The following is a 26382-nucleotide window of genomic DNA, read 5'->3' as shown; positions in this document are numbered from 1 at the left end:
GAGGAGCGGGGGAAGCGGGAGAGGGGTCAGCTGTCGGAGTCCGACGGCTTCCACCGGAAGATGCGGCGCTCGGCGAAGGTGAGCAGCCCTTCGGCGGCGAGGGCGACGACGGCGAGGATGACCATCGCGGCGTACACACCGGCCGCGTTGAAGGTGCCCTGCGACTGCGCGACGAGCAGGCCGATGCCCTTGGTGGCGCCGATGTACTCGCCGACGATGGCGCCGATGAGGGCGAAGCCGAAGCTGACGTGGAGGCTGGTGAAGATCCACGAGGTGGCGGACGGGATGACGACCTGGAGGGTCACCCTTCGGTCGCTCGCGCCGAGGATCCGGGCGTTGGCCACGAGGTTGCGGTCGACCTCGCGGGCACCCTGGAAGGCGTTGAAGAACACCGGGAAGAACACCAGCACGACGGCCGAGGCGACCTTGGAGGAGGCGCCGAGCCCGAACCAGATCACGAAGATCGGGGCGAGCACGATCCTGGGGATCGAGTTGAGCACCTTGATGTAGGGGCCGAGGACGTCGGCGAGGAAGGCGATCCGCCCGAGGGCGATGCCGAAGACCACACCGGCGATGACACCGATGACCCAGCCGAGCAGCGCCTCGTAGAGCGTGTACCAGATCTGCTCGCCCAGGGGGCCGAGTGCGGTGCCGTGGGTCACCCAGGTCCAGATCTGGTCCCAGATCTTCGACGGCATCGAGAAGTTGAACGGGTCGATGACCTCGGCCCGGGCCAGGACCTCCCAGAGGCCCAGGACGGCCACCAGGAGCAGCACGCGCACGGCGAACACGATCGCCTTGCGTCTGCGGGCGGCCTGGGCCCGCGACCGGGCCCGGTCCGGGCCGGCCTTGACCGTGTCGACGACCGGTGTGCTGAGCGTCTCAGGCGACATTGGCGGCACCCCTCTCACGGGTGATGCGGACCTCTTCGCCGAGGGACTCCCAGATCTCGCGGTAGATCTCGATGAACCGCGGCTCCAGACGTACCGACTCGACCTTGCGGGGGCGGGGCAGGTCGATCTCGAAGACCTGCTTCACGGTCGCGGGCCCGGCGGTCATGACGACGACCTTGTCGGCCAGCGCGATGGACTCCTCCAGGTCGTGGGTGACGAAGACGACCGAGGCGCCCGTGCCCTCCCACAGTCCGAGGAGCTCGTCCGACATCAGGGCCCGGGTCTGCACGTCGAGCGCGGAGAACGGCTCGTCCATGAGCAGGATCTCCGGGTCGTTGACGAAGGTCGCGGCGAGCGCCACGCGCTTGCGCTGGCCGCCGGAGAGCTGATGCGGGTAACGGTCCTCGAAGGCCGCGAGTCCGACCCGGGCCAGCCAGGCACGGGCCTTCTCCCGGGCCTCCGCCTTGGGCACGCCCCGGAAACGGGGTCCCGCCATCACGTTGGACAGCACGGTCCGCCAGGGGAAGGTGGCGTCCTGCTGGAAGACGAAGCCGACCTTGTCGCCGACGCCGGCGACCGGCTCGCCGGCCACCAGCACCTCGCCCTCGCTGGGCTCCTCCAGCCCGCTGACCAGCGTCAGCGTGGTGGACTTGCCACAACCCGTCGGCCCTACGACGGCCACGAACTCACCACGCCCCACGGTGAGGTCGAGGTCGCGGACAGCCGTGTGCAGACCCCCCGACGGGGTCTTGAAGATCTTGCTCGCGCCCCGCAGCTCGATGGCGGGGCTGGTGTCTGCGCTCATGGGCCGGGACGGTAGGTGCGACCCGGGCCACGGCAGCAGTCTTCTGGGCGCAAGCCGTTCTTTTGCTCGCAAGCATCTGTTGTGCTCTTTTTGCTCGCGCTACAACTGCGCAGACGAAACACGGGCTTAACGCTCGCCGGCCTTGAAGGAGAGGCCTGATGATTGACGTCCTGGTGGTCGACGACGACTTCCGCGTCGCCGAGATAAACGCCAAGTACGTGGGGAAGGTTCCCGGCTTCCGGGTGGCCGCCCGCGCGCACAGCGCCGCCCAGGCCCTGGCCGCCGTGAACCGCGGCACCATCGACCTGGTCCTGCTGGACCACTACCTGCCGGACCAGACCGGCCTCGAACTCGTCCACCGCATGCGGGAGCAGGGCCTCGGCACCGACGTCATCATGATCACGGCGGCCAGCGACGTGACCACCGTCCAGAAGGCGATGCGCCTGGGCGCCCTGCACTACCTGGTCAAGCCGTTCACCTTCGCCGCCCTGCGCACCCGCCTGGACTCCTACGCGGCCCTGCGCCGTACCGTCGACCGGGTCGGCGGCCGGGGCCTGACCGGCCAGGAGCAGGTCGACCGGATCTTCGGCGCCCTGCGCACCTCACCGGCACCGTCCGCACCCGGCCTGCCCAGCGGCCAGTCCGAGCCGACGACGGACCTCATCTGCGGCGTCCTGCACCGGGCCGACCATCCGCTCTCCGCCCACGAGGTCGCCGCCGAGACCGGCCTCAGCCGCTCCACCGCCCAGCGCTACCTCCGCCACCTGGAGCAGGCCGGCCGCCTCCGCCTCTCCCTGAAGTACGGCGACACGGGCCGCCCGGAGCACCGCTACGCCTGGGTGGTGCCGTAGCCGTCCCGGGGCGCTCTAGACGGCCCCCGCCCCGGTCAGTGACCGCACCTCCGTCTCCGCGTGCCTCGCCTCGTCCGGGACCTCGTCCGAGGTGACCGTGCCGAGCCAGCCGGCCAGGAAGCCGAGCGGGACGGAGACGATCCCCGGGTTCTGCAACGGGAAGTACTGGAAGTCCACCCCCGGGAACAGGGCACCCGCGCTCCCCGACACCACCGGGGACAGCACGACCAGCGCCAGCGCGGGCACCAGCCCGCCGTATACGGCCCACACCGCGCCGCGGGTCGTGAAGTTCCGCCAGAACAGCGAGTACAGCAGCACCGGCAGGTTCGCCGAGGCCGCCACCGCGAAGGCGAGCCCGACCAGGAACGCGACGTTCATGTCACGGGCCAGCAGGCCGAGGGCGATCGCCACGACACCGATACCGACCGCCGCCGTGCGCGCCACCGCGACCTCGCTGCGGTGCTTGGCGTGCGGCCTGCGCAGGGTGGCGTAGAGGTCGTGGGCGACGGACGCCGAGGAGGCAAGGGTGATCCCGGCGACCACGGCGAGGATCGTCGCGAAGGCGACGGCGGCGACGATCGCGAACAGAACCGTTCCACCCGTGGAGCCCGGGCCGCCGCCCAGATCGAGCGCCAGCAACGGCACCGCGGTGTTCCCCGACTCGTTCGACGCACGCACCGCATCCGGCCCGACCACGGCCGCAGCCCCGAAGCCGAGCACGAACGTCATCAGGTAGAAGCTCCCGATCAGCCCGATCGACCAGACCACCGAACGCCGCGCCGCCCGCGCGGTCGGCACCGTGTAGAAGCGGGACAGGATGTGCGGCAGACCCGCCGTGCCCAGCACCAGCGCCAGCCCCAGGCTGATGAAGTCCAGCCGCGCGCTCCAGCTCCCGCCGTACCTGAGCCCCGGCGCCAGGAACGCCCTCCCGTGCCCACTGCGCTCGGCGGCCGTGAACAGCAGCCGGTCGACGTCACCGTGGAACCGCAGCAGCACCAGCACGGTCAGCGCCACCGTCCCGCTCAGCAGCAGGACCGCCTTCACGATCTGGATCCAGGTGGTGGCCCGCATCCCTCCCAACGACACATAGACCACCATCAGCGCGCCGACCCCGATGACCGTCCACGCCTGCGCCGATTCGCTGGTCCGCCCGAGCAGCAGCGCGACCAGACTGCCCGCCCCCACCATTTGCGCCACCAAATAGAGAACGGACACCGTGACCGAGGACGTACCCACCGCGATCCGCACCGGCCGCTCGCTCATCCGCGCCGCGATCACGTCGGCGAGCGTGAACCGCCCGCAGTTCCGCACCAGTTCGGCCACCAGGAACAGCACGACCAGCCACGCCACCAGGAAGCCGACCGCATACAGCAGCCCGTCGTAGCCAAACAGCGCGATCAGCCCGGTCACTCCGAGGAAGGAGGCCGCCGACATGTAGTCGCCCGCGATGGCAAAACCATTCTCCATGGGCGAGAAGAGCCGCCCGCCGGCGTAGAACTCCTCCGCCGAACCGTGCCGCCTCCGGCTCACCCACGTGGTGATCCCCAGCGTCACGGCGACGAACACGCTGAACAGCAGTAGCGCCAGGGTCTGATGATCACCCGTCATGACGCACCACCCTGGACGCCCCGGGCACCCCGGGTCAGCTCCTGGGTGTCCCAGCGCAGCTCCAGCGCGGCGCGGTCCCTGCGCAACCGCGCATGCCGGGCGTAGGCCCAGGTGAGCAGGAACGTGGTGAGGAACTGCCCGAGCCCCGCGACCATCGCCACGTTCACCGCTCCGGCGACGGGCCGCGCCATCAGCCCGGGCGCCGTCGTGGCGGTCACCACGTACCCCACGTACCAGGTGAGGAAGACGGCGACCCCCGGCACCACGAACCTCCGGTAGCGGCTGCGCACCTCCTGGAAGGCCGCGCTGCGCTGCACCTCCAGATACACGTCACGGGCGCGAACAGCCGCCTCTTCCCGCCCCGTTCGCGCCCCCGGTACGGCGGGAGCCGGCCCTCCGGTGCCGTCCAGCTCGCCCCAGCCGGAGGCCAGTGCGTCGTACCAGGGGTCCTGGTACCTGACTTCTGGGGAGGCCGTGCCGTACTCGCCCTGGTCCTCGGGCCGCCCGGCCGAACTCTCGGAGCCGCCCCCGCCGTCGCGGTGACGCCCGTTGCTTGACTGCATGCCCAAGGATGGACAGATCGGGAAGATCCCCGACTCTTCTTCCCCTGGCTCTTCACCCCATCAGGTGACTCAATCCGCTGGTGGCCGCACCAATCCCTTCCCGTAGGCGTACCGCACAGCCTGTGCCCGGTCCTTGAGCCCCGTCTTCGCGAACAGGTTGTTGATGTGCGTCTTCACGGTCGCGGTGGAGACGTGCAGCTTCCGGGCGATCTCCTGGTTGGTGAACCCCTCGGCGATCAGCACCAGGACCTCGGTCTCCCGCGCGGTCAGCCCGTCCGGCGCCTCGGTGGCCACCGGCACCGGTTCGGGCTGCGACAGCCGCTCCAGCAGCCTCCGCTGGATGCTCGGCGACAGCCCCGCGTCTCCCGACAGCACGCTCTCCACCGCTCGCACGATCTCGTCGCCGCCCGCGTCCTTGGTCAGATAGCCACGGGCGCCGGCTCTCAGCGCCGGGAACAGCGACTCGTCGTCCGCGAACGTGGTCAGCACCACGACCTGGGTCCCGGGGTGCTCCGACCGGATCCGCCGGGTCGCCTCCACGCCGTCGCAGCGCGGCATCCTCAGGTCCATCAGCACCACGTCCGGGGCGAGTTCGGCGACCAGCCGGACCGCCTCCTCCCCGTCGCCCGCCGCTCCGACGACCTCCACGCCGGGCAGCAGCCCGAGGAGCATCACGATGCCCTCCCTGACCACTGTCTGGTCGTCTGCGACCACGACCCGCGCGGGCTTCTTCTCCCCCTCCGTCATACGGGCACCCTCAACCTCACCTCGAACCCCTCGTCATCACGTCCCGCTTCCAGCGATCCGCCCAGCAGCTCGGCCCGCTCCCGCATACCCAGCAGACCGTACCCGCCGCCGGCGCCGGTGAGTTCGCCGGGACGACCGCCCGAGTCGCGTACGTTCAGCGTCACCTCGTGCTCGTTGTAGTCCAGCCGGACACGGACCTTCGCTCCGTGCGCATGCTTGCGGACGTTCGTCAGCGCCTCCTGGGCGACGCGTCGTACGGTCTGCGACGCCTCCGCGGGGAGGGTTCTGCGTTCCCCGGTGACCGTGACCTCGGCACCGTCGGTCGCGCCGACGAGTTCGGTCAGGAAGTCCTCCAGCGGGGTGAGCTCCCCGCGCAGGGCGGACAGGGCCTGACGGGTCTCGGCGAGTCCGTCGCGCGCCATTCCCCGGGCGGCCACCACCCGTTCGAGGATCTGCTCCCGGTCGGCTCCGCGCTCGATCAGCAGCCGCGCGGCCTCCAGGTGCACCATCTGGGCGGAGAGGCTGTGGGCCAGCACGTCGTGGATCTCCCGTGCGATCCTGGCCCGCTCCACCAGCGCCGCCGACTCGGCCTCGGCCGCTCTCGCGGCGCGCTCCTGAGCGAGCAGCCGCTGGGCGCTGCCCCGGGCCTCGGCGTCGAGTCTCATGACATAGCCGGCGAGAGCCATGCCGACGACGGTGGCCGCGGTGGTCAGCCATACGTCGTTGTTGAACGCGGAGTACGAGGCCAGGCCCACCGACGCGACGGGCAGGGCGATCGCGACCGGCAGCCGCTCCAGGGCGGAGATGCCGCAGCCGCACCAGATCACGAGGGCCGGGCCCCGGAAGCCGGTGGTCTCCGCCACGACCGCGATGGCCAGAAGGACAGTGATCAGCGCCAGGGAGGGCACGAGCCGGTGGGCGTAGGTGGTCCGGAAGAATCCCCAGGAGACCACGGCGGTCACGACCACCCCCGCCACGGCCGCGGCCACGCCCCAGCCGTGGACGTGCGACTGGTTGAAGGCGCTCCACAGCAGCAGGGCGAGGACGAGCAGTCGCACGCCCCAGGCGAGGAAGCGCCGGGGCCGGGAGACCCCCGCACGGCTCAGCGCTTCTCTCGAGGGCCAGCGTGTCCAGGCGCTCTCCGTCACACGCCTTCCTTCCTGGTGGCCCGGGCCATGTCGTCACCGTACGCCCGGGTGGGGCCGCTCGCGGACGCGGCGGAGGGGAGCGACTGGGCACGCCAGACGAGGATGCCGGAGCGGACCAGCAGAGTGACCGCCAAGCCGAGCATCAGGGCCGAGCTGTCCTGATGGACGCCGACGACGGCTCCGAGGGCGTAGAGACCGACCCGCACGGCTATGCCCGCGAACCAGACGGCCGCACTGGCCTTGGTGCTCTTGGTCCAGACGACGCCGTCGGCTTCCGTCCACACCCGGGTCGTCCAGGCCCAGCCGGCGCCCATCCCCAGTCCCACCAGCACCTCGGTGGCGAGCAGCAGGGCGGACTCGGTGCGGTGATGGGCGTCGAGTATGCCGGGTTCGCGCAGCGCGACGACCGCGAGGATCACGGGAAGCAGCCACCAGCGCCGGCCAGTGCTGATCGGGCGGGCGCGGAACTGGCGCACGATCACCACGACGACGACGGCCACGATCAGCAACGCGTTGACGAGCCCGGACATCAGAGCCTCCGTGAGCGGGAAGGGCGGTGCCGGGAGCGGGAGCTGCCGACGCCTTCGACGCTACGGAAATGCGCAGGTCAGCAGATCGGAGCGGGGGTGGATCACGGGTGGATTCCAGCAAGCGGGATCTCTCCACCCCCGGGTGGAGAACCGCATGTGGGGCCGGATGGGCGGCGGACGGACCTTCGCCGAGTCGACCGGCCTCAATCGGACCGACGGGGCTCACACGGTCCGACGGGCTTCGCACGGACCGACGGGCGCCTCGCACGGACCGACGGGCGGAAATCTCGCGGAACAACCGGCAAGCATCCCCACAGGGCATCCACCGGCCGCCCCGCGCCGGCAACCGATCGGCGCTCGGCCGGACGATCGGCAGGTGTCCTTGCCCGAGGATCCGGCCGGACAGTGCCCCCCACCGCCGCCCGGCCCGCCCTGCACCGTCCCAACGCGCGTTGGCCCGCCGGCCGCCTCTGCAGCCGACGGACCAACGGGCCAACGGGCCAACGCAACCGCTATGCGTCGATACGCGACCGGTCCAACGTCGCCGCCGAGCTGGAGATGAACTCCTTGCGGGGAGCCACGTCGTTGCCCATCAGAAGGTCGAAGACCTGTTCGGCCGCATCGAGGTCGGAGAGGTTGATGCGGCGCAGGGTGCGGTGACGCGGGTCCATCGTCGTCTCGGCCAGCTGGTCGGCGTCCATCTCGCCGAGACCCTTGTAGCGCTGGATGGAGTCCTTGTACCGAATGCCCTTGCTCTGGAACTCCATGAGCTTGTCGCGCAGCTCGCGGTCCGAGTACGTGTACACGTACTTGTCCTGGCCCTTCTTGGGCTGGGTGATCTCGATGCGGTGCAGGGGCGGCACCGCGGCGAAGACCCGGCCGGCCTCGACCATGGGCCGCATGTAGCGCTGGAACAGCGTCAGCAGCAGGCAGCGGATGTGGGAGCCGTCGACGTCGGCGTCGGTCATCATGATGATCTTGCCGTAGCGGGCGGCGTCGATGTCGAAGGTACGGCCGGAGCCCGCCCCTATGACCTGGATGATCGCCCCGCACTCGGCGTTCTTCAGCATGTCCGTCACCGAGGACCGCTGGACGTTGAGGATCTTGCCGCGGATCGGCAGCAGCGCCTGGAACTCGGAGTTCCGGGCGAGCTTCGCCGTACCGAGCGCGGAGTCCCCCTCGACGATGAACAGCTCGCTGCGCTCGACGTCGTCGCTGCGGCAGTCGGCGAGCTTGGCGGGCAGGGACGAGGACTCCAGGGCCGTCTTGCGACGCTGCGCGTCCTTGTGCTGGCGGGCCGCGATGCGGGTCCGCGCGGCGGCGACCACCTTCTCCATGACCACGCGCGCCTGTGCGGCGGCGTCGCGCTTGGTGGAGGTGAGGAACGCCTTCAGTTCCTTGGTGATCACGCCGTTCACGATCCGGCGGGCCGCCGAGGTGCCGAGGACCTCCTTGGTCTGGCCCTCGAACTGCGGCTCGGCGAGCCGGACGGTGACGACGGCGGTGAGGCCCTCCAGCGCGTCGTCCTTGACGATGTCGTCCTCGGCGACGCGCAGCAGCTTCTTGGCGCGCAGCGCCTCGTTGAGGGTCTCGCGGACGGCCTGCTCGAAGCCGGCCACGTGGGTGCCGCCCTTGGGCGTGGCGATGATGTTGACGAACGACCTGACGTTCTGGTCGTAACCGGTGCCCCAGCGCAGCGCCACGTCGACGCCGAGTTCACGGGTGACCTCGGTGGGGGTCATCTGGCCGTGCTCGTCCAGGACCGGGACCGTCTCCTTGAACGTGCCCTGCCCGGAGAAGCGGAGGACGTCGCAGACCGGCTTGTCGGTGGCCAGGTACTCGCAGAACTCACTGATTCCGCCGTCGAAGCGGAACGACTCCTCGCCCTTGCTGCCGCCCTCGCCGAGGCCGTACTCGTCCCGGACGACGATGGTCAGACCCGGCACCAGGAACGCGGTCTGGCGGGCACGCTGGTGGAGCGTGTCCAGGGAGAGCTTGGCGTCCTTGAGGAAGATCTGCCGGTCGGCCCAGTAGCGCACGCGCGTGCCGCTGCGGGTCTTGGGCACCCTCTTGGTCTTGCGCAGCCCGCTCCCGGCCTCGAACTTTCCGTCCGGGCCGACGCCGGTGAAGGCCCCCGGCACACCGCGGCGGAAGCTGATGGCGTGCACACTGCCGCCGCGGTCGACCTCGACGTCGAGACGCGCGGAGAGCGCGTTGACCACGGAGGCACCGACGCCGTGCAGACCGCCGGAGGCGGCGTAGGAGCCGCCACCGAACTTGCCGCCGGCGTGCAGCTTGGTCATGACGACCTCGACGCCGGACAGACCGGTCTTGGGCTCGACGTCCACGGGGATGCCACGGCCGTTGTCCCGGACCTCGACGGAGCCGTCGTCGTGGAGGATGACGTCGATGTGGTCGCAGTAGCCACCGAGGGCCTCGTCCACGGCGTTGTCGATGATCTCCCACAGGCAGTGCATCAGACCGCGGCTGTCGGTCGAGCCGATGTACATGCCGGGACGCTTGCGCACGGCTTCGAGGCCCTCAAGGACGAGCAGGTGCCGCGCGGTGTAGTTGGAGCCGTCCCGGTCTGCTCCTGCCAGCAGCGCAGTGGACGGCACGGACGTATCGGCGGTCACGCGGTTCGCTCCTCGCTGAATTTCAATGGGGCCCCTTTGGGGTAAGGGGCTGGCTTCGGTCGCCGCTCAGAGGGTACCGAGGCCTGGTAGAGCCGTTGTAACGCCACCCTCGTCGTGAACTCACACTAGTCCAATGTCGTATACGTGTTCGATCCCTCGATGGAGTGAAGTACATATCACGTTCCCTTCGAGGCATGAACCATTTAGGCTCCGGGCACGTCCTCACAAACAACCGGCAACCCGGCCGGGAGGATGAGACCGATGAATCGCGCGAACCCGTAAGCACCTAAGACGACGCAATACGGCACATTCGCCGCCAACCGGCAGCAGACGGCCACCTCGAAAGATTTTTTTCGAGGAGAAGCCCCGAGCGGGAACGTTTTCGGGCTGGTTGGATGTTGACCCTGGTACGACAGCTCGTCGAGCTAGAGAAGAGGCGACGTGACTACTGTTCTGACCCCCGCGAGCCACCTGACGGCCGCCGATCGCTGCGACCGCTGCGGCGCCCAGGCATACCTGCGCGTCGTGCTGCTCAGCGGCGGAGAACTGCTCTTCTGCGCCCACCACGGTCGCAAGTTCGAGCCGGAACTCAAGAAGATCGCCGCTGAGATACAGGACGAGACGGAGCGGCTGACCTCCGTTCCTGCCATCGCCTCGGAAGATGAGCGCTGACCTCTCGCATCCACGACGAGCCAGCTCCGGCACAGGCCGGTGAAGGGCGGCCGCTCCTCCAGGGGAGCGGCCGCCCTTCGTCGTAGCCGCGCAGAGGCCGTCAGGAGCCCCTGTGGGGCCGGCGTGAGCCGCTGAGGGCACCGCCGGGGCCCAGCGCCCGTACGACCTCCGAGACGCGCGTGTAGACGCCGGGATTCCCCGGGCGCCCGCAGCCGCTCCCCCACGACACGAGCCCGATCAGCTTCCCGCCGGCGACCAGCGGCCCTCCGCTGTCGCCCTGGCAGGCATCCGGTCCGCCCCGGGTCTCGCCCGCGCACACCATCGACTCCGCCCGGTAGGTGCCGTCGGCGCCGCCGGGATAGGCACGCTCGCACGTCTCGTCGGGCAGCACATGGAGCCGTGCCGCGTACAGCCGGCGTGAGTAGTCCCCGCCGCCCGTGACGTCACCCCACCCCGAGACCAGGGCGCCGGTGCCGGAGCGGTAGGCGGTGTCCCCCCGGGGGGCCATCGCGATGACCGCGGCGCGGGGCAGGGTCTCGGCCAGGGTGAGGACGGCGAAGTCGCCGGTGTTGGCGTCGGGGTCGTAGCCCGGATTGACGCGGGCGACGGTGACGGGGATCTCCTGGCCCTGCGCGGCGAGCAGATCCGTGCGGCCCGCGATGACCTTGAGGTCGCGGACCGGGTCGGACGACCCGCCGACGACCTCGTCGGCCAGGCAGTGGGCCGCGGTCAGCACCGTGGTCCGGCCGATCGCCACTCCGCCGCAGAACTGACCGGCCCGCGTACCCCCGAACCGGTCACGACTGGACAGTGCGACCGTCCACGGGGCCTGTGAGACGTCGACGGGGAAGCCGCCGACCACGACGCTGTCGGCGACGGCGGAAGGCCCGGTGGCCAGCGGTATGGCCGTGGCGACGGCCGCCAGGATCAGCGGCCGGATCAGGACCGGGGCAACAGAACGGCGCATGCACGCTCCTCACTCTGGGTGGTACCTGGACACCCAGAGTCATCCAGCGCACCGCGACCCGCAGCACGAAGGCCCGGCTCCCCTACGAGGGGAGCCGGGCCTTCGACGTCGTACGACCGCGACCTAGTCGAGGTAGTCGCGCAGCACCTGGGAACGCGACGGGTGGCGCAGCTTCGACATGGTCTTGGACTCGATCTGGCGGATGCGCTCGCGCGTGACGCCGTAGACCTTGCCGATCTCGTCGAGGGTCTTCGGCTGACCGTCGGTGAGACCGAACCGCATGGACACGACGCCGGCCTCGCGCTCGGAGAGGGTGTCCAGCACCGAGTGCAGCTGCTCCTGGAGCAGTGTGAAGCTGACGGCGTCGGCGGGGACGACGGCCTCGGAGTCCTCGATGAGGTCACCGAACTCGCTGTCGCCGTCCTCACCCAGAGGGGTGTGCAGGGAGATGGGCTCGCGGCCGTACTTCTGGACCTCGATGACCTTCTCCGGGGTCATGTCGAGTTCCTTGGCCAGCTCCTCCGGGGTGGGCTCGCGGCCCAGGTCCTGGAGCATCTGGCGCTGCACGCGCGCGAGCTTGTTGATGACCTCGACCATGTGCACCGGGATACGGATGGTGCGGGCCTGGTCGGCCATCGCGCGGGTGATCGCCTGGCGGATCCACCAGGTGGCGTACGTGGAGAACTTGTAGCCCTTGGTGTAGTCGAACTTCTCGACCGCGCGGATCAGACCGAGGTTGCCCTCCTGGATGAGGTCCAGGAAGAGCATGCCGCGGCCGGTGTAGCGCTTGGCCAGGGAGACCACCAGACGGAGGTTGGCCTCCAGGAGGTGGTTCTTGGCGCGGCGGCCGTCCTCGGCGATGATCTCCAGCTCGCGCTTGAGCTTCGGGGCCAGCTTGTCGGCGTTGGCCAGCTTGTCCTCGGCGAACAGACCGGCCTCGATGCGCTTGGCGAGCTCGACCTCCTGCTCGGCGTTGAGCAGCGGGACCTTGCCGATCTGCTTGAGGTAGTCCTTGACCGGGTCGGCGGTGGCACCGGCTGCGGCGACCTGCTGCGCCGGCGCGTCGTCCTCGTCCTCGTCGGACAGCACGAAGCCCGCGCTCTCGGTGCCCTCGGGCTCCTCGGCGCCCGCCTTGACTTCCTCGAGAACCTCGTCCTCGAGAATCTCGGCGTCGTCCTTCTTGGCGGCGGTCTTCTTGGCCACCGTCTTCTTGGCGGCGGTGGTCGCGGTCTTCTTCGCGGCCGCCTTCTTGGCGGTGGTGGGGGCGGCCTTCTTGGCAACGGCCTTCTTCACGGGCGCCACCTCCTCGGCCGGGTCGTCGGCAACGTCGGCGGACGCCACGGCGGGGGCGGCCGTGGCGGTGGCCTTCCTGGTGGTCACCGTCTTCGCCGCGACCGTCTTGGTGGCGGTGCGCTTGGCCGGACTCTTCGCTGCGACGCTCTTACGGGTGCGCTTGGGCTCCGCGGCACTGACCATCAGCGTCACACCCTCTTCCTCAAGGATCTGGTTGAGGCTGCGCAGTACGTTCTTCCACTGAGTGGCCGGAATCTGGTCAGCTTCGAAGGCCCGACGCACATCGTCGCCGGCGATCTGCCCATCAGCCTTTCCCCGCTCAATGAGAGCCATGACAGAGACGGACTCGGCGATCTCCGGCGGGAGCGTACGGGATGTGCTGGCCGACACGAACAACCTCTCGGAACGTTGAAAAACGGCTTCCGGCCCCGTCCGGGACGGACTGGAGCCGACCGCCGGCTTGGGGATGGGCCGACGGCGCGGGCGGGGGGCCGGGAAGATTCACAGCGCCATGAATGGCGTCCGTATTCCCTCCGCGGCTGTCACCTCTTAGGTCATCGCGTTGTTCGCAAGAGCGTTACGCCCAATCTACGTGGCCCGAGTCACACCCCGTAAGCGCTCAAAAACGGTCAGATGTAGACAGAGGTTGCCGTTAATGATCTCTCCGGGCCGTTCGGACCGCCACGGAGCCTGCCACGGGGCAGCTACAGAGCCGATCGTACGACCGCTACGGAACCTGTCGCGCGACCGGTCGCCGCGCACCCCGACGACCCCGCCGCGCCGCCGGACCCCGCCGGAGCCTCAAGGGATCCGGCGGGGTCCGGCGGCGGCCGACGGCGGCCGACGGCGGACGCAGGCTCCCGGACCGACGGCGCCCCGAGCACGCGACAGTGACCGAGCACACCGCTCTCGACGCGGGTCAGTGCTCGCGCGGTGCGGGCACCACGCGCTCCACCTCGGGGTGGATGGTCAGCAGCTGACGCATCGCCGACTCGGCCGCGGTGCCGTCGCCGGTGCCGAGCGCGTCGACGATCCGCGCGTGCTGGGCCAGAGACGTCTCGTTCGGCCGCTCACAGCCGGTGACCGGGCCACCGGACACCTGGAGCGCCGCCGACACGATGCCGGAGAGGTGCTCCAGCATGCGGTTGCCCGCGATCTGGATGAGCAGCGAGTGGAACTCGGCGTCGGCGCGCGAGAAGGTCAGCGCATCACCCTGCGCCATGGCGTGACTCATGATCTCGACCATGTCGCACAGGCGCTGCTGGACGTCCTCACGCCCGTGCCCGGCCGCGAGGCGGGCGGCGAGCGGCTCGATCGTCCAGCGCAGCTCGCTGAGCTCGCGGCGCTGGTCGTCCCGCTGCGGCCCGAAGGCCCGCCACTCGATGATGTCCGGGTCGAGGAGGTTCCAGTCGCTGACGGGACGCACGCGCGTGCCGACGTTCGGGCGGGCGCTGACCAGGCCCTTGGCCTCCAGCACCCGGAGGGATTCACGGACGACGGTGCGGGAGACCTCGAAACGCTGGCCGATCTCCTCGGGAACCAGGGGGCGGTCCGCGCCCAGGTCGCCGGAGACGATCATCTGACCCAGCTGCTGGACGAGTTGGCCGTGCAGTCCGCGGCCGCGGCTGCCCGCGGCGCGCCGGCCCACACGGCCCAGCTCCGGATCCGCGCCCTCCCAGGAGGGCGTACCCACACGATCGGTGGCGGGGACCTCCGCATACGGGTAGCGGTCGAGTTCGCCCGGGCCGACCAGACCAGAGTCTGCGGAGCGGGCGGCGGTCATCATGGTGTGCGCAAGGGTACTCACGGATCCTTTGTCGGCGCTGCCTCCAACTCCCTTGAGGTCTTTGGTGAAAAGCACACGAAAGGGTGATCGCTCACCCCGTCGCAATTGACGCCTTATCGGAAAGAAATGGGCTTTCTGCGGGGAGTTGTGCACACGGCGGGATCAGGAGCGCCCGGTCCGCGGTCATCGGACCCTGGCCCGCAGGGTGCTGAACAGATACGCGCAGAGCAGCGCGGCCAGCGACAACGCCAGCGCACCACCGACGGGTTGGGCCAGCACCCGGGCCGCTCCGACCAGATAGCGCTCTCCCCCGAAGGGCCACTTCAGCAGGAACAGCTCCCGCATCCGATCAGGGAGTCCGGCGGCCATCCGTACCCCCGTCCCCTGCACAGCCTTGTGTACGACCGGCACGACGAGCACGGGTACGGCGAGCACCGCGGCGAGACCGCCCGTGGTGGACCGGAAGACACCCGCCGCCAGTACGCCGGCCCAGGCGCAGCCGACGACCAGCCCGAACCAACTCGCGGTCAGCGGGAACCAGTCGGCGGGAACCTGAGCGAGCTCCCGGCCGTAGACGAGGTAGAGCACTTCGGCGTCGCAGCCCAGGGTGAGGAACGAGAGCAGGACCGCGGTCGCTCCGGAGACCAGCAGTTTCGCGGTGAGCAGCCCCAGCCGGCGGGGCACGGTGCCGCGGTCCGCCGCCAGCGCGGGGTGGCGGAACTCGTCTCCGAAGGCCAGCGCCCCCAGCAGTCCCGCGCCGAGCGCCGCCGGGGGCAGCGGCAGCTCCCGCGGCCAGGCCGCGAACAGCCGGGCCTGTGGGGTGTGCCCGACCCGGGCCAGCAGCACGGCGGTGAGGGCGGACAGCAGCAGCACGGCACCGCAGGTGAGGAAGCCGGCACCGATCCCGGCGGCCCGGCGGAGTTCGTAGCGCAGGGGGCGGAGGGGGCTGGGGGCGGGGCGGACACAGATGGGGGGCGGAAGCGGGTACAGCGGGTCCGGATCGCCGGCGGCTTCGTCCCGGCGCGCGGTACCGCCAGGGGTCGAGGCCGACACCTCGCCGGCCGCCGGGGAAGCCTTGCGGGGCCGCGACCCCGGCTGCGGGTGCCCGGCGGACCGCTGCACGGCCGGGGCCTTGGAGGGTACGGCGTGAGCGGGCGGCCGGTCTACGGGGACGTCGGCGGTCACGGCGCGGCTCGCCGGCTCATCGCTGACGGCTGCAGCGGACACGGCGCGCGTCGGCAGCTCCACGGCCGGTTCTTCGACGGGGAGCGCGCGGGTCGACGGCCGGGCCTCGGTGATTTCGGCAGGTACGGCAGGTACGGCGTGGGACGGTGAGTGGGCCGCCAGGGCTTCGACGGGCACCGCGGCTTCCACGGACACCGCCCGGGTCGGCGACTGGGCGGAAGTGGCGGCGGGCGGCTGAGCGGGGACGGGGACGGCGGGCACTGTCCTGGTGGACCCGGCATGGCCGGAGGGCTCGGCGGAGCCGAGGGAGGCCGACCGCTTGGCCAGTGCGGGAGCGGCCGGAGGCTTGGCGGTCGCCGGAAGGGCCAACGGGTCGGTGTGCCGCGTGCGGGCGGAGAGCTCGGCGTCCGGGGTCACAGGCAGTGGCGTGACGGCCGGGTGGTCGGTGAGCTCCGCAGCGGCGCCGGAGGGCTGCTGTTCGGCCGCGCCGGAGGGTCCCACGTCGGCCGCCGACCGGCTTCGGACCTGCTCCTGGCCGGCGGCGCGCGGCTGCCGTACGGAGCCCGGGACGGTCGCGGGCTGCGAGCGGCCCAGCTCCGCCCTCGGCTGCGGGGTGACCGTCGGCGCGTCCGCATCCGTGCGCCGGTCCACGCGCGGCGCGTCCTGCCTGCCGGCACAAGGAGTCTCTTCAACGGCTCGCTGCGGACACGCCGGCCGGGCACCGGCCGCCGTGATCTGCTCGCCCTCACCTCCGTCCTCGCCGCGCCGCCGCTCGCGCGTCGGCCGTCCCTCGTCCGCCGCGCCCGGCTCCCCGGGGTCCGGCTCCCGCCGGACTGCCTCCGGCGCCTCGGCCGTCGGCGGTGCCGCCCCGGCGCCCGGACCCATGTCGCCTGTCTCGTCCGCGAGTTGGTGGACCAGGATGCCGTGCCGGAAGGCGGTCTCGCCGACTTCGGCGGTCGTACTGCCGTACACGGAGAGTCGGTTGCCGTCTTCCCGGACCACCTCAACCGAGCGGTGGTCGGTGCGGGCTTCCTTGCTGAGGACGGCGGCGAGCCGGGCGGCGTGGGGGCTGCGGACGGCGACGCGTGGGCGGAGCCGGGTGCGGGCGAACTCGCCGGCCTCCTGGTCCGCGACGAGCCTGCCGGCCTCCAGGGTGACGACCCGGTCGGCGGCGCGGGCGGCCTCCTTGGGGTCGGCGGTGGTGAACAGGACCGTGCCGCCCCGTGCCGCGTGTTCCCGGAGCATGCGGTGCAGCCAGTGGGCCTCACGGGTGGGGAGGCCGTCCGTGGGTTCGTCAAGGACGAGGGCGTGCGGGTCGGGGAGGAGGGCGCAGGCCAGCCCGAGCCGACGGTCCATGCCGTGCGACAGCGTGCCCAGGCGCTCCTCGCGCAGGCTGACGAGCCCGACCGCTTCGAGGACTTCGTCGGCACGCCGGGCCGGCACCCCGGTCGCAGCGCACAGCATGCGCAGATGACCGCGGACGGAGCGGGACGGATGGCCGGGGACATCGCCGAGGAGCACGCCGACCTCACGGGAGGGGTGGGCGATGCGGTGCAGGGGACAGCCCCTGAAGTAGGTGAGCCCACGACCCTGTTGGAGTTCGAGCATCAGTCTGAGCGCCGTGGTCTTGCCCGCGCCCGCCTCGCCCAGGAGTGCGGTGACGCGACGCTCGCCCGCTTCGAAGGTCACATCGTCGACGGCGGGCGGGTGCGCCTTGCGGGGATTGCTGGTCAGTCCGAAGGCCTGGATCACCTTAGGGAAGATAGCGCGGAATGACCGTTTTTCCAGGTATAGAAGGGTTTAATCCTGACCGAGTTCGCGCTGTCGGCGGTCACACCTCGGGTCGCAGCATCGGCGGGTTGAGCAGAGTGGCCCCGCCGGCCCGGAAGAGCTGGGCCGGGCGGCCGCCCTGGCGGGTGGTCGTACCGCCGGTGGGGACCAGGAAGCCGGGGGTGCCCGTCACCTTGCGATGAAAGTTGCGCGGGTCGAGCGCCACGCCCCACACCGCCTCGTAGACCCGGCGCAGCTCGCCGACCGTGAACTCCGGCGGGCAGAACGCGGTGGCCAGGGACGAGTATTCGATCTTGGAGCGGGCCCGTTCCACACCGTCGGACAGAATCTGGGCGTGGTCGAAGGCAAGCGGTGCGACGGGCTCGCCGTCCCGGCCGTAGCCGCCCTGCGCGAGCAGTTCCCCCACCGGCGCCCAGCGCGCGTTGCTGGCGTCACCGCCCGCGCGCGGCGCGGGGAGGTCGGGGGCCAGGGCGAGGTGGGCGACACTGACCACGCGCATCCGGGGGTCGCGCTTGGGGTCACCGTAGGTCGCCAGTTGCTCCAGGTGGGCTCCGCCCTCCTGGGCGGGCGCGTCGGGGTCATGGGCCCGCAGCCCGGTCTCCTCCGCGAGTTCCCGCGCCGCCGCCTGCGAAAGGTCCTCGTCGGCCCGCACGAAGCCGCCCGGCAGCGCCCAGCGCCCCTGGAACGGCGACTCGCCTCTGCGTACCGCCAACGCGCACAGGGCATGGCGGCGCACTGTCAGCACGACCAGGTCCACGGTGACGGCGAACGGCGGAAAGGCTGACGGGTCGTAGGGCATGCGGTGATCATAGTCGTCTGCCTGACGATAAACACTCCCTTCGGTGCTCACTCGGACGGCTGATCCACTTCGCTCCGGGCATGCGCCCCCGGTTCGCTCCCGCACGCGTTCTCCGTTCGGCCGTCCCTTCGTCTCGTCGCAGCTGTGACGCCGAACCGGCTGCTCCTCTCCCGGCAGGAGCTCTCATCTTCAGGTGGAAGCTCACATCCCCAGCTGCAGGCCGTCCGCGGCCTCCTCGACCATGGCCAGACCGAGCCGGCTGACCCGTACCGAGAAGGGCGCACCGGCCACCCTCAGTCCGGTCAACCCGAGTTCGCCGAGGGGCGCGCTGTGTACCGGGCGGAGGGTGACGGTTCCTGCCGGGGCGTCGGGGCGGATGCCGGCGAGCGCGGTGAGGAGCAGAACCCCGGCGGCAGCGGCCGTGGCCGCCGGACGGCAGGCCGCGGGGTGCGGAAGGGGAGCACTGCCCTCGGAGCGCTGCTCGCCGGCGAACATCTCCGGCAGCCGGTGACGGAAGTGCTCGGCCGCCGCCAGCAGGCCGCGCAGCAGCCCGCCCGCCTCCCTGTCGTAGCCCGCGGCTGCCAGCCCTGCGACGGCGAGTGCCGTCTCCTGGACCCGGACGGCGCCGGACCGATGGCCGAACGGGCTGTGACCCGTCTCCCTGGCTCCCAGGCCGCGCAGCCCCCACCCCGAGTCCATGGCGGGCCCGCCGAGCAGCCGGGCCAGTTGCTCGGTCTGCACCTTGTCGAGCAGACCGACGGCCAGTTCGCCCGCGCCGAGCAGGCCGGTGTCGAGAAGGTGGACGGCGGTCGAGCCGAGCTGGACCAGGGGGCGGCCGTCCGGGGTCAGGGCCGCCGCGGGACGGCCACCGCCTCGCTCGTCGACCCAGAAGTCCGCCCGGAACGCCTTCCTCAGCTCCGCGGCCCACTGCCGCAGCCCGGCACCGCCGGGCCGGTCGCAGGAGTCGAGAAGGTCGGCACCGAGCATTGCGGCACGATGGGCGTGGGCCTGGGTCTCGCCGCGCACGGGGCCGCCGGGCTGCGGGTCGCAGAGGTAGGTCCGGTCGCCCGCTGTGGCGCGCAGCCAGGTCAGGCAGCGCTCGGCGGCGGGCAGCAGTTCCCGCGTCTCCTGTTCCGGTAGCCCCCAGCGGCGGGCTTCCGCCAGCAGGACGGGGAAGTGCAGGGTGGCCTCCGTGCCCGTGCAGCCCGGTGGCAGGTGTGCTCCGGCGTCTCGGCGCGGGCCGGGGATCATGCCGGTCCGCGGTCCCGGACCGCGGAGTTGGGTGCGGGCCAGGGTGCGCAGTGTTCCTGCGGCGAGGCGGGTACCGAGAGGCAGGGTCATCCGGGCGGCGGCGAGTGCCTCGGCCGGGGACAGACCGCAGCGCCAGGGCGCCCCGGCGGCGAGGTAGCTGTCGGAGGGGTGTGCGGGGTCGCGGAGCAGCAGCGCCTGGAGGTCCTCGATGCTCTTGCTGAGCAGCGCTGCGGCCCTCGGGTCGTCGCCCGCGGCCCGGGCCGGTGCCAGCGGGCTGGTCGCGGCACGTCCCACCGCGCGCAGGGGGCCCGCGCCGTCCGGGCGGACCCGCAACTCCACAGTCGCCGTTCCGCCTGGTGGCAGTTCGAACTCCCAGCGCAGCAGTCCCGCCGAGGCCAGCGCATCGGAGGGCGGCGGGTCCGCCGTGACCGACGCGTTGCCGCTGGGGGTGGTCCAGCGCAGGCCGGAGTCGTGGACACTGGCCGGAAGTTCGGGTCCCGGGGTGCCGGAGGCGATGGCGCTCAGGTCGGCCAGGTCCGTGCCCAGGGCCGTCTCCAGCGGCAGGCGCAGCGGGTGGAGTGCGCAGTTGCGCAAGGTGATGCGCTCCGTGCCGTCGGCGTGCCGGATCCGTTCCACGACGACGTCCGGATCCGGTCGCGCCCCCGGGGAGGCCCGGAGCGTGCCGACGAAGCGGGCGGAGTCCGGCCCCGTCATCCGGGCCTGCACCGCGAGCGGCTCGCGGCCTGCGACACGGACCTGGCAGCGCGCGAGCAGCCGCCGGCCCGCACGATAAAACCCCTCCAGTCCCTGACCGGTCAACTGACCGTCTTCCGTGGAGATGGCGAGACCGGGCAACGCGACGCAGATCATGGCGGTGTGCGTGGGCGGCAGCCCGCCGGCGGGCCCCGGGCCCGGGGGAACGGGCCGGGAGGGGGTGGGTCGGGGGGCGCGGCTGCGTGGCTGCGCCGGGCCGCCCTCCGCCGGCGGGGGCCAGGGCGGGCCGTCCCGCAGTCGGCGGTTGTCGGCGGCGGTGGAGGGCGGAGTCGGCTGATGCATGGGGAGGCCTCTTCTGCGCGCTGTGCGCCTGTGCTGTGCCGGGCGCCGGACGGAGGGCTCCGGGGGGACGGGGGACGGTCGGCGGCACGGCCCGTCCAGGCGTTCCGCCACTCAGGTGAACGGAAAGGGACTCCTCCTGGTCACGCCCCCGCCGGCCGAAGCCGATCGAATGCCGGGGCTGTGCTACGTCGTTCGGCCCCGTCGGCCTGCGCCTGCGCCCGTGGCTGTGGCTGCGCCCGCGGCTGTGGCTGTGGCTGTTGACACCCAGGTCCGACAGGCCGGTCCGATGCCCGCCGCCGGGCAGGCGATCGCGGCGCCGCTCCCCTCCGAAGAGGTCCCGGGCCCAGCGGCCGACACCACCGGCCCAGGTCCGCCCGGTCGCCCGCCGCCCGCCGCCCGCCCCCCGCCGCCCATGATCGTCCCCCGTTCAGTCGTCCCTCTCGTTGGGGCCGTTCCCGGGCCGCCCGCCCTCGGGCGTGGTTGGGTCGCCACCCCCTGTCCCACTCGGCTCCGCCTTCTTCGCCGCACGCGTGCGCGTGTCACCCGGCCTGGACGAACCAGGGCGGGTGCGCTCCGAGCCCGCCTGTCGAGGCCGGGTGCCCTCCGACCGCGGCCTGCGGTCGTCGGCGGGGTCTGCGGTGCGCGGGCGGCGACGACGGCGGGCGTCGGACGCGGCGGCCCGCCCGTCGGCGGGGTCGGGGGCGGCGCCAGCGGGATGGAGTGGACCGGTGTCACCGGCTGTTGCCGTGCCGTCCGCCGGTACGCGGTCCGTACCTTCCGTGCGCTCCCTGCGCAGGCAGCGGCGGATCGACTCCGGATCCAAGCCCTCGTTGCAGGCCTGGTGGAGCAGCCGGGCGAAGAGGTAGTCGGGGTCCGCGCCCAGGGCCATCGCCAGGGCCTCCCGTGCCTCCAGGTCGTCACCGCTCGACCATGCGACCCAGCCCGCCAGGGTGAGGGGAGCGGCGGCGTGTTCGCCGTACGGGCCGACGCAGCGGCGGGCCAGGGCTCGCCACAGGCGCAGGGCCGGTCCGGCCTCGTCGCCCTCCATCCATGCGGCGGCGCGGTCGCGGGTCGTTCGGTCCTGTAGTCCGAGAATCAGCGTTGCGGCCTCTTCGTGGGAGAGCAGGGCGTCGTCACGGAGATCCGCCTGGTGGGTGCCGGACACGGGGGTGGCACCGGCGTACCGGTCGATGACCCTCCCGGCGAGGGTGATGGTCTCCTCGGCCACTTCCGCCCGGAAGGCGTCGTCGAGGATGCGGGGCACCAGTGCCATTCCGGCGCCGTCCAGGGCGATCTCCTGCTCCACGGCGCCGGTCTCCCAGGGGAGCAGCCTGGCCCGCAGCTCCCGCAGGCTGCCGCGCACCTGGATCCCGGCGTAGGTTGCGGCGGCCGCGAGCACGGAGGTGCCGGGCAGGCCCATGGGGGCGCCGTCGGGCGGGCAGCATTCCTCGGTCGGGCAGCAGTAGGACCAGAAGCGGCCGTCCGAGACACACAGTGCCTCGATCACGGGCACGTCGAGCCGACCGCACTCGGTGCGCAGCAGCTGGGCCAGTGGCATGAGCCGGCGCATCACGTCCCGGCCCGATTCGCCGGGTGCCGGTTCCTGGCAGACGTAGGCGACCATCTGCTCGGGCCTGACTCCCCGGCGCTCGCCGCCGGTCACCAGGCCCTGTACGAGCTGGCGTACTGCCGACTCCCAGTCGTCCTTGTTCGAGGGGATGCCGAGCCGGGCCCGGCCACCGAAGCGGCCGCGGCCGGCGCGGTCGTGGAGGGCCACCAGCACCATGCTGTCCTCGGGGCGGTATCCCAGCAGGTAGGGGAGGGCGTCCGCCAGTTCGGCCGGGGTGCGCAGGGTGACCTGGGTGTCGTGGGCGGATCGCCCGAGAGGAACCGCGCCTCGGGTGATGTCGCCGCTTTCGGAGGGTCCGGTGGTTTCGCTGTGATTCGTCATACGCAGACGATCTCGCGGATCTCGTGATTCCAGTTTGGCCTGTGGATAAGTCAAATCAGGGACACGCCAAAGCCGACTCCCGTGTCCACAGGCCAGCACGGCTGTCGGTCCCGTCCTGTTGTATGGGGCGTATGGAGCACACGAGCAACGCGGAACTCCGGGCCCGGGCGGACGCCGTCCTCGCCCGTCTCGTCGGGGACGACACGGGCACCGCCCGGCTGCGCGAGGACCAGTGGCGGGCGATCGAGGCGCTGGTCGCGGACCGGCGGCGGGCCCTGGTCGTCCAGCGCACCGGCTGGGGCAAGTCCGCGGTGTACTTCGTGGCGACCTCCCTGCTGCGGGCCTCGGGCAGCGGCCCGACGGTGATCGTCTCCCCGCTGCTCGCGCTCATGCGCAACCAGGTGGAGGCCGCGGCCCGGGCCGGCATCCACGCCCGCACCATCAACTCGTCCAACACGGAGGACTGGGAGTCGATCCAGACGGAGATCGCGGCCGGTGAGGTCGACGTCCTCCTCGTGTCCCCGGAGCGGCTCAACAATCCGGACTTCCGCGACCAGGTCCTGCCCAAGCTCGCAGCGGCGACCGGGCTGCTCGTCGTGGACGAGGCCCACTGCATCTCGGACTGGGGCCACGACTTCCGGCCCGACTACCGGCGGCTGCGCACGATGCTGGCCGACCTGCCGCCGGGGGTGCCGGTCCTGGCGACCACCGCCACGGCCAACGCGCGCGTGACCGCCGACGTGGCCGAGCAGCTCGGCACCGGCGGCACCTCGGACGCGCTGGTGCTGCGCGGTCCGCTGGACCGGGAGAGCCTCAGTCTGAACGTGCTGCGGCTGCCGGACGCCGCGCACCGGATGGCCTGGCTCGCGGACCACCTGGACGAACTGCCGGGTTCCGGCATCGTCTACACGCTCACCGTGGCCGCTGCCGAGGAGGTCACCGCGTTCCTGCGGCAGCGCGGGCACACCGTGGCGTCGTACACGGGGAAGACGGAGAACGCCGACCGGCAGCAGGCCGAGGACGACCTGCTCGGCAACCGGGTCAAGGCGCTGATCGCCACCTCCGCACTCGGTATGGGCTTCGACAAACCCGACCTCGGGTTCGTGGTGCATCTCGGCTCGCCCTCCTCCCCCATCGCCTACTACCAGCAGGTGGGCCGCGCGGGCCGCGGTGTCGAGCACGCCGAGGTACTGCTGCTGCCGGGCCGGGAGGACGAGGCGATCTGGGCCTACTTCGCCTCGCTCGCCTTCCCGTCGGAGGACCTGGTGCGGCGCACCCTGGATGTCCTCTCCCGGGCCGGCGGCCCCATGTCGCTGCCGGCGCTGGAGCCGCTGGTGGAGCTGCGCCGCTCCCGGCTGGAGTCCATGCTGAAGGTTCTCGACGTGGACGGCGCGGTCAGGCGGGTCAAGGGCGGCTGGGTCGCGACCGGGCAGCCGTGGACGTACGACGCGGAGCGTTACGCCTGGGTGGCGCGGCAGCGCGAGGCCGAGCAGCAGGCGATGCGCGCGTATGCGGCCACGTCGGACTGCCGGATGGAGTTTCTGCAACGCCAGTTGGACGACGAGGGCGCAAAGCCCTGCGGCCGCTGCGACAACTGCGCGCGGCCCCGCTTCGCGGCCGACGCCTCCTCGGCCGCGCTGGATGCGGCGCGGGTCGACCTGGGCCGCGCGGGCGTCGAGGTGGAACCCCGCCGGATGTGGCCGACCGGGCTGCCGGCGATCGGCATCGATCTCAGGGGACGTATTCCGGCCGGTGAACAGGCGTCGGCGGGGCGCGCCTTGGGACGGTTGTCGGACATCGGCTGGGGCAATCGGCTACGACCGCTGCTCGCTCCCCAGGCCGCGGACGCGCCCGTGCCGGACGATGTCGCCCGTGCCGTGGTGGAGGTGCTGGCCGACTGGGCGAAGGGGCCCGGCGGCTGGGCTCCTGGCGCGGCCGACGCACAGCCGCGCCCCGTGGGCGTCGTCACCGTCGCCTCGCGCTCCAGGCCCCGGCTCATCCAGTCGCTGGGCGCGCGCATCTCGGAGGTCGGCAGACTGCCCCTGCTGGGTTCCGTGGAGTACGCGGGCGACGTGCCCCGGGTCTCGCGCAGCAACAGTGCCCAGCGCCTCAAGGCCCTCGACGGTGCGCTGACCGTGCCGCCCGGCCTCGCCACCGCTCTCGCCGAGGTCCAGGGACCGGTCCTGCTGGTGGACGACTTCACCGAGACCGGCTGGACCCTGGGGGTTGCGGCTCGGATGCTCCGCAGGTCCGGAGCGCGCGGGGTGTTGCCGCTGGTCCTCGCCGTGCAGGCCTGACCGGCCCGCTCCTGTTCGAATACGGCACCGGGTGCAGCGCACGAACGTGCCGCGCTCGAACGTCCCAGGGGTCGCCGGACGCCTCATCGGGTAGGGATATAAGCCACGGACCACCAGATAACAGTCGGTGGCCCCATTTGCTCGTTGCCGCATCCAAGTTCGACAGGAAGAATTGAGGTCCGCTCCCCGCACGGCTCGTCCGTGATCCGGTTGGGCTTTGCTGCGGTGCGCGCGGCCCCGAATCCGATCTCGCCCGCAGTGTGGGCGCGTAGCCGAAGGGAGGAACGTGACCTTCGGATTCGCTCCGTCCTCGGCGGCATCGTTGTCGACGTCCGCGTCCGCCGCTTCCGCCAGTCGTCTGCTCGAGCCCGCGGAGTGGGCCGACGCCGGAATACCGCTGCTGCGCAACCCCCGCGAGGTCGTCAGCGGCCTGCATGCCCGGCATCGCCCCCGTCCGGGCACCGCGGTCGTCGCCGTCCTCGATCCGGAGGAACGGCTGTGTGCCAGTGCCTCCTTCGGCCGGCGCTCGGCCCCGGCCGACGGCTGGATGTTCCGCAACGCGCTGCTGGCCCAGTTGCGCCGGGTCATCCCGCACGACCTGCGCCGGCGCACCCCGGTGCGGACCGCCGTACTGCTCTACTGCCGCGACGGGGACGCGCGTTGGACCGAGGAGGACGGTGCCTGGATGTGGGGGCTGCGGGACGCCTGCACTCTGCACGGGCTGCGCTGCGGGTCCTACATCACGCTGACGCACGACGGCTGGCAGGTGCTCGGCGAGGGTCGCGGCGGGCGGCGCCCCAACGCCGACTCGCCTCCCGAACCCTTCGCCCTGTCGGAGGCCCCGCCACTGTCGCCGCGTACCGGAGGCGCCGTCTCCGAGGTACTGCGCCGCGCGGCCGCCCGCTGAGCCACCGGCTCCCACCAGGGGGACACCCGGGCCGGGCACGGCGCCCTGGACCTGGCCTGCGGCGCGCCGGGCGGTCACGCTTCACTCCACGACGGGCAGTGGCACCCACCCGTCGTCCGGGCACGCCAGAGGCACCACTGTGCGAGTCACCGCCACGGCTCCTTCGGTACCTCCGGAGTCCCGGAGGTGCCGGAGACAGCTCAGACGCCCGCGCCCAGCACCGAGTTGATGTCCTGCGGGTCGCCGCAGACGATCAGCAGGGCGCCGGCCCGGGAGAGGGCCAGCGGCAGGGCGGTGGCGGCGACGGTGTCAGGGCCGCCGTTGACGGCGACGACCACCACCGAGCGGGTCCCGGCACGGGAGGCGACGGCGGCGTCCATGTAGAAGACGTCGTCGCCCGCGTCGTGCTGGGCCCAGTAGGAGGCTTCGCCGAAGGACAGTTCGTGGTCGGCCCACGGGTGCTGCGCACCAGTGGTGATCACCAGCACGTCGCCGGGGGCACGACCCGATTCCAGGAGCAGGTCCACTGCTTCCTCGGCAGCGGGGGGGGGGGGGGCGAGGCTGGGGGGGGACAGCGGGGAGGGGGGGGGGGGCGGGGGGGCGGCGGGGGGGGCGCGGGGCGCGCGGGGGCGGGGGGGGCGGGCGG

20 protein-coding genes are annotated in these 26382 nt (G+C 71.9%); 4 read left to right on the top strand and 16 right to left on the bottom strand.

The features are described 5' to 3' along the window. Positions 1 to 26 precede the first annotated feature (26 nt). Together ABZ887_RS44125 and ABZ887_RS44120 are read right to left on the bottom strand one after the other, a co-directional pair. Entirely contained in the window at positions 27 to 893 is an 867-nt protein-coding gene (locus ABZ887_RS44125; protein WP_361303696.1) for an ABC transporter permease, read from the bottom strand. Continuing rightward, a complete protein-coding gene (locus ABZ887_RS44120; protein WP_361303693.1) occupies positions 883 to 1698 on the bottom strand; it encodes an ABC transporter ATP-binding protein in 816 nt (271 codons plus the stop codon). The genes ABZ887_RS44125 and ABZ887_RS44120 overlap by 11 nt, the downstream gene beginning before the upstream one ends. Before the next feature lie 158 nt (positions 1699 to 1856). Between ABZ887_RS44120 and ABZ887_RS44115 the strand changes: the two genes are divergently transcribed. Further along, positions 1857 to 2549 carry a response regulator gene (locus ABZ887_RS44115; protein ID WP_361303690.1) on the top strand — a complete coding sequence of 231 codons (693 nt, stop codon included), beginning with the start codon at positions 1857 to 1859 and terminating at the stop codon, positions 2547 to 2549. Positions 2550 to 2564: 15 nt separating this feature from the next. Here the strand turns inward: ABZ887_RS44115 and ABZ887_RS44110 are convergent, their stop codons facing one another. From ABZ887_RS44110 to ABZ887_RS44085, 6 genes are all read right to left on the bottom strand, one after another. After that, positions 2565 to 4157, bottom strand: coding sequence for a cation acetate symporter (locus ABZ887_RS44110; RefSeq protein ID WP_361303687.1), 1593 nt, complete (start codon positions 4155 to 4157; stop codon positions 2565 to 2567). After that, positions 4154 to 4720: a DUF485 domain-containing protein gene (locus tag ABZ887_RS44105; RefSeq protein WP_361303684.1), complete on the bottom strand. Its 567-nt coding sequence runs from the start codon at positions 4718 to 4720 to the stop codon at positions 4154 to 4156. The genes ABZ887_RS44110 and ABZ887_RS44105 overlap by 4 nt, the downstream gene beginning before the upstream one ends. 69 nt (positions 4721 to 4789) lie before the next feature. After that, on the bottom strand, positions 4790 to 5467 hold the full coding sequence (locus ABZ887_RS44100) for a response regulator transcription factor (protein WP_361303681.1): 678 nt from the start codon (positions 5465 to 5467) through the stop codon (positions 4790 to 4792). Next, a complete protein-coding gene (locus tag ABZ887_RS44095; protein WP_361303679.1) occupies positions 5464 to 6615 on the bottom strand; it encodes a histidine kinase in 1152 nt (383 codons plus the stop codon). Before ABZ887_RS44095 ends, ABZ887_RS44100 begins: the two co-directional genes overlap by 4 nt. Beyond that, the gene (locus ABZ887_RS44090; protein ID WP_361303676.1) at positions 6612 to 7145 is read right to left on the bottom strand and encodes a DUF1453 domain-containing protein; all 534 of its coding nucleotides are present in this window, start codon (positions 7143 to 7145) and stop codon (positions 6612 to 6614) included. The genes ABZ887_RS44095 and ABZ887_RS44090 overlap by 4 nt, the downstream gene beginning before the upstream one ends. 512 nt (positions 7146 to 7657) lie before the next feature. Then, positions 7658 to 9781 (bottom strand): DNA topoisomerase IV subunit B, encoded by a 2124-nt coding sequence (locus ABZ887_RS44085; protein ID WP_361303673.1) that lies wholly within the window; start codon positions 9779 to 9781, stop codon positions 7658 to 7660. Between the two features lie 441 nt (positions 9782 to 10222). Here ABZ887_RS44085 and ABZ887_RS44080 point away from each other — a divergent pair, with 441 nt between their 5' ends. Then, positions 10223 to 10453: a hypothetical protein gene (locus tag ABZ887_RS44080; RefSeq protein WP_361303670.1), complete on the top strand. Its 231-nt coding sequence runs from the start codon at positions 10223 to 10225 to the stop codon at positions 10451 to 10453. A 100-nt stretch (positions 10454 to 10553) separates the two neighbouring features. Here the strand turns inward: ABZ887_RS44080 and ABZ887_RS44075 are convergent, their stop codons facing one another. From ABZ887_RS44075 to ABZ887_RS44045, 7 genes are all read right to left on the bottom strand, one after another. Continuing rightward, entirely contained in the window at positions 10554 to 11420 is an 867-nt protein-coding gene (locus ABZ887_RS44075; protein ID WP_361303667.1) for a serine protease, read from the bottom strand. A 123-nt stretch (positions 11421 to 11543) separates the two neighbouring features. Further along, positions 11544 to 13103: an RNA polymerase sigma factor gene (locus ABZ887_RS44070; protein WP_361303664.1), complete on the bottom strand. Its 1560-nt coding sequence runs from the start codon at positions 13101 to 13103 to the stop codon at positions 11544 to 11546. 529 nt (positions 13104 to 13632) lie between these two features. Further along, positions 13633 to 14520, bottom strand: coding sequence for a FadR/GntR family transcriptional regulator (locus ABZ887_RS44065; protein ID WP_361303661.1), 888 nt, complete (start codon positions 14518 to 14520; stop codon positions 13633 to 13635). 162 nt (positions 14521 to 14682) lie between these two features. Beyond that, complete coding sequence (locus ABZ887_RS44060) at positions 14683 to 17436, bottom strand: ATP-binding cassette domain-containing protein (RefSeq protein WP_361303658.1); 2754 nt, start codon at positions 17434 to 17436, stop codon at positions 14683 to 14685. Between the two features lie 79 nt (positions 17437 to 17515). After that, entirely contained in the window at positions 17516 to 18274 is a 759-nt protein-coding gene (locus ABZ887_RS44055; protein WP_089104332.1) for an NUDIX hydrolase, read from the bottom strand. Between the two features lie 201 nt (positions 18275 to 18475). After that, entirely contained in the window at positions 18476 to 20395 is a 1920-nt protein-coding gene (locus ABZ887_RS44050; protein ID WP_361303824.1) for a glycogen debranching N-terminal domain-containing protein, read from the bottom strand. A gap of 613 nt (positions 20396 to 21008) precedes the next feature. Then, on the bottom strand, positions 21009 to 22532 hold the full coding sequence (locus ABZ887_RS44045; protein WP_361303655.1) for a DUF4192 domain-containing protein: 1524 nt from the start codon (positions 22530 to 22532) through the stop codon (positions 21009 to 21011). Positions 22533 to 22663: 131 nt separating this feature from the next. Here ABZ887_RS44045 and ABZ887_RS44040 point away from each other — a divergent pair, with 131 nt between their 5' ends. Then, on the top strand, positions 22664 to 24829 hold the full coding sequence (locus tag ABZ887_RS44040) for a RecQ family ATP-dependent DNA helicase (RefSeq protein WP_361303652.1): 2166 nt from the start codon (positions 22664 to 22666) through the stop codon (positions 24827 to 24829). A 286-nt stretch (positions 24830 to 25115) separates the two neighbouring features. After that, positions 25116 to 25736, top strand: coding sequence for a hypothetical protein (locus ABZ887_RS44035; RefSeq protein WP_361303649.1), 621 nt, complete (start codon positions 25116 to 25118; stop codon positions 25734 to 25736). A gap of 200 nt (positions 25737 to 25936) precedes the next feature. Here the strand turns inward: ABZ887_RS44035 and ABZ887_RS44030 are convergent. Continuing rightward, positions 25937 to 26382, bottom strand: a 446-nt coding sequence (locus ABZ887_RS44030) for a hypothetical protein (protein WP_361303646.1), incomplete at its 5' end; no start/stop codon positions are given.

This window comes from Streptomyces sp. NPDC047061 (genome assembly GCF_040643955.1).
Lineage (GTDB): Bacteria > Actinomycetota > Actinomycetes > Streptomycetales > Streptomycetaceae > Streptomyces.
The sequence above is the reverse complement of the archived record's forward strand: the minus strand, read 5'-3'. Positions and strand labels throughout refer to the sequence as shown.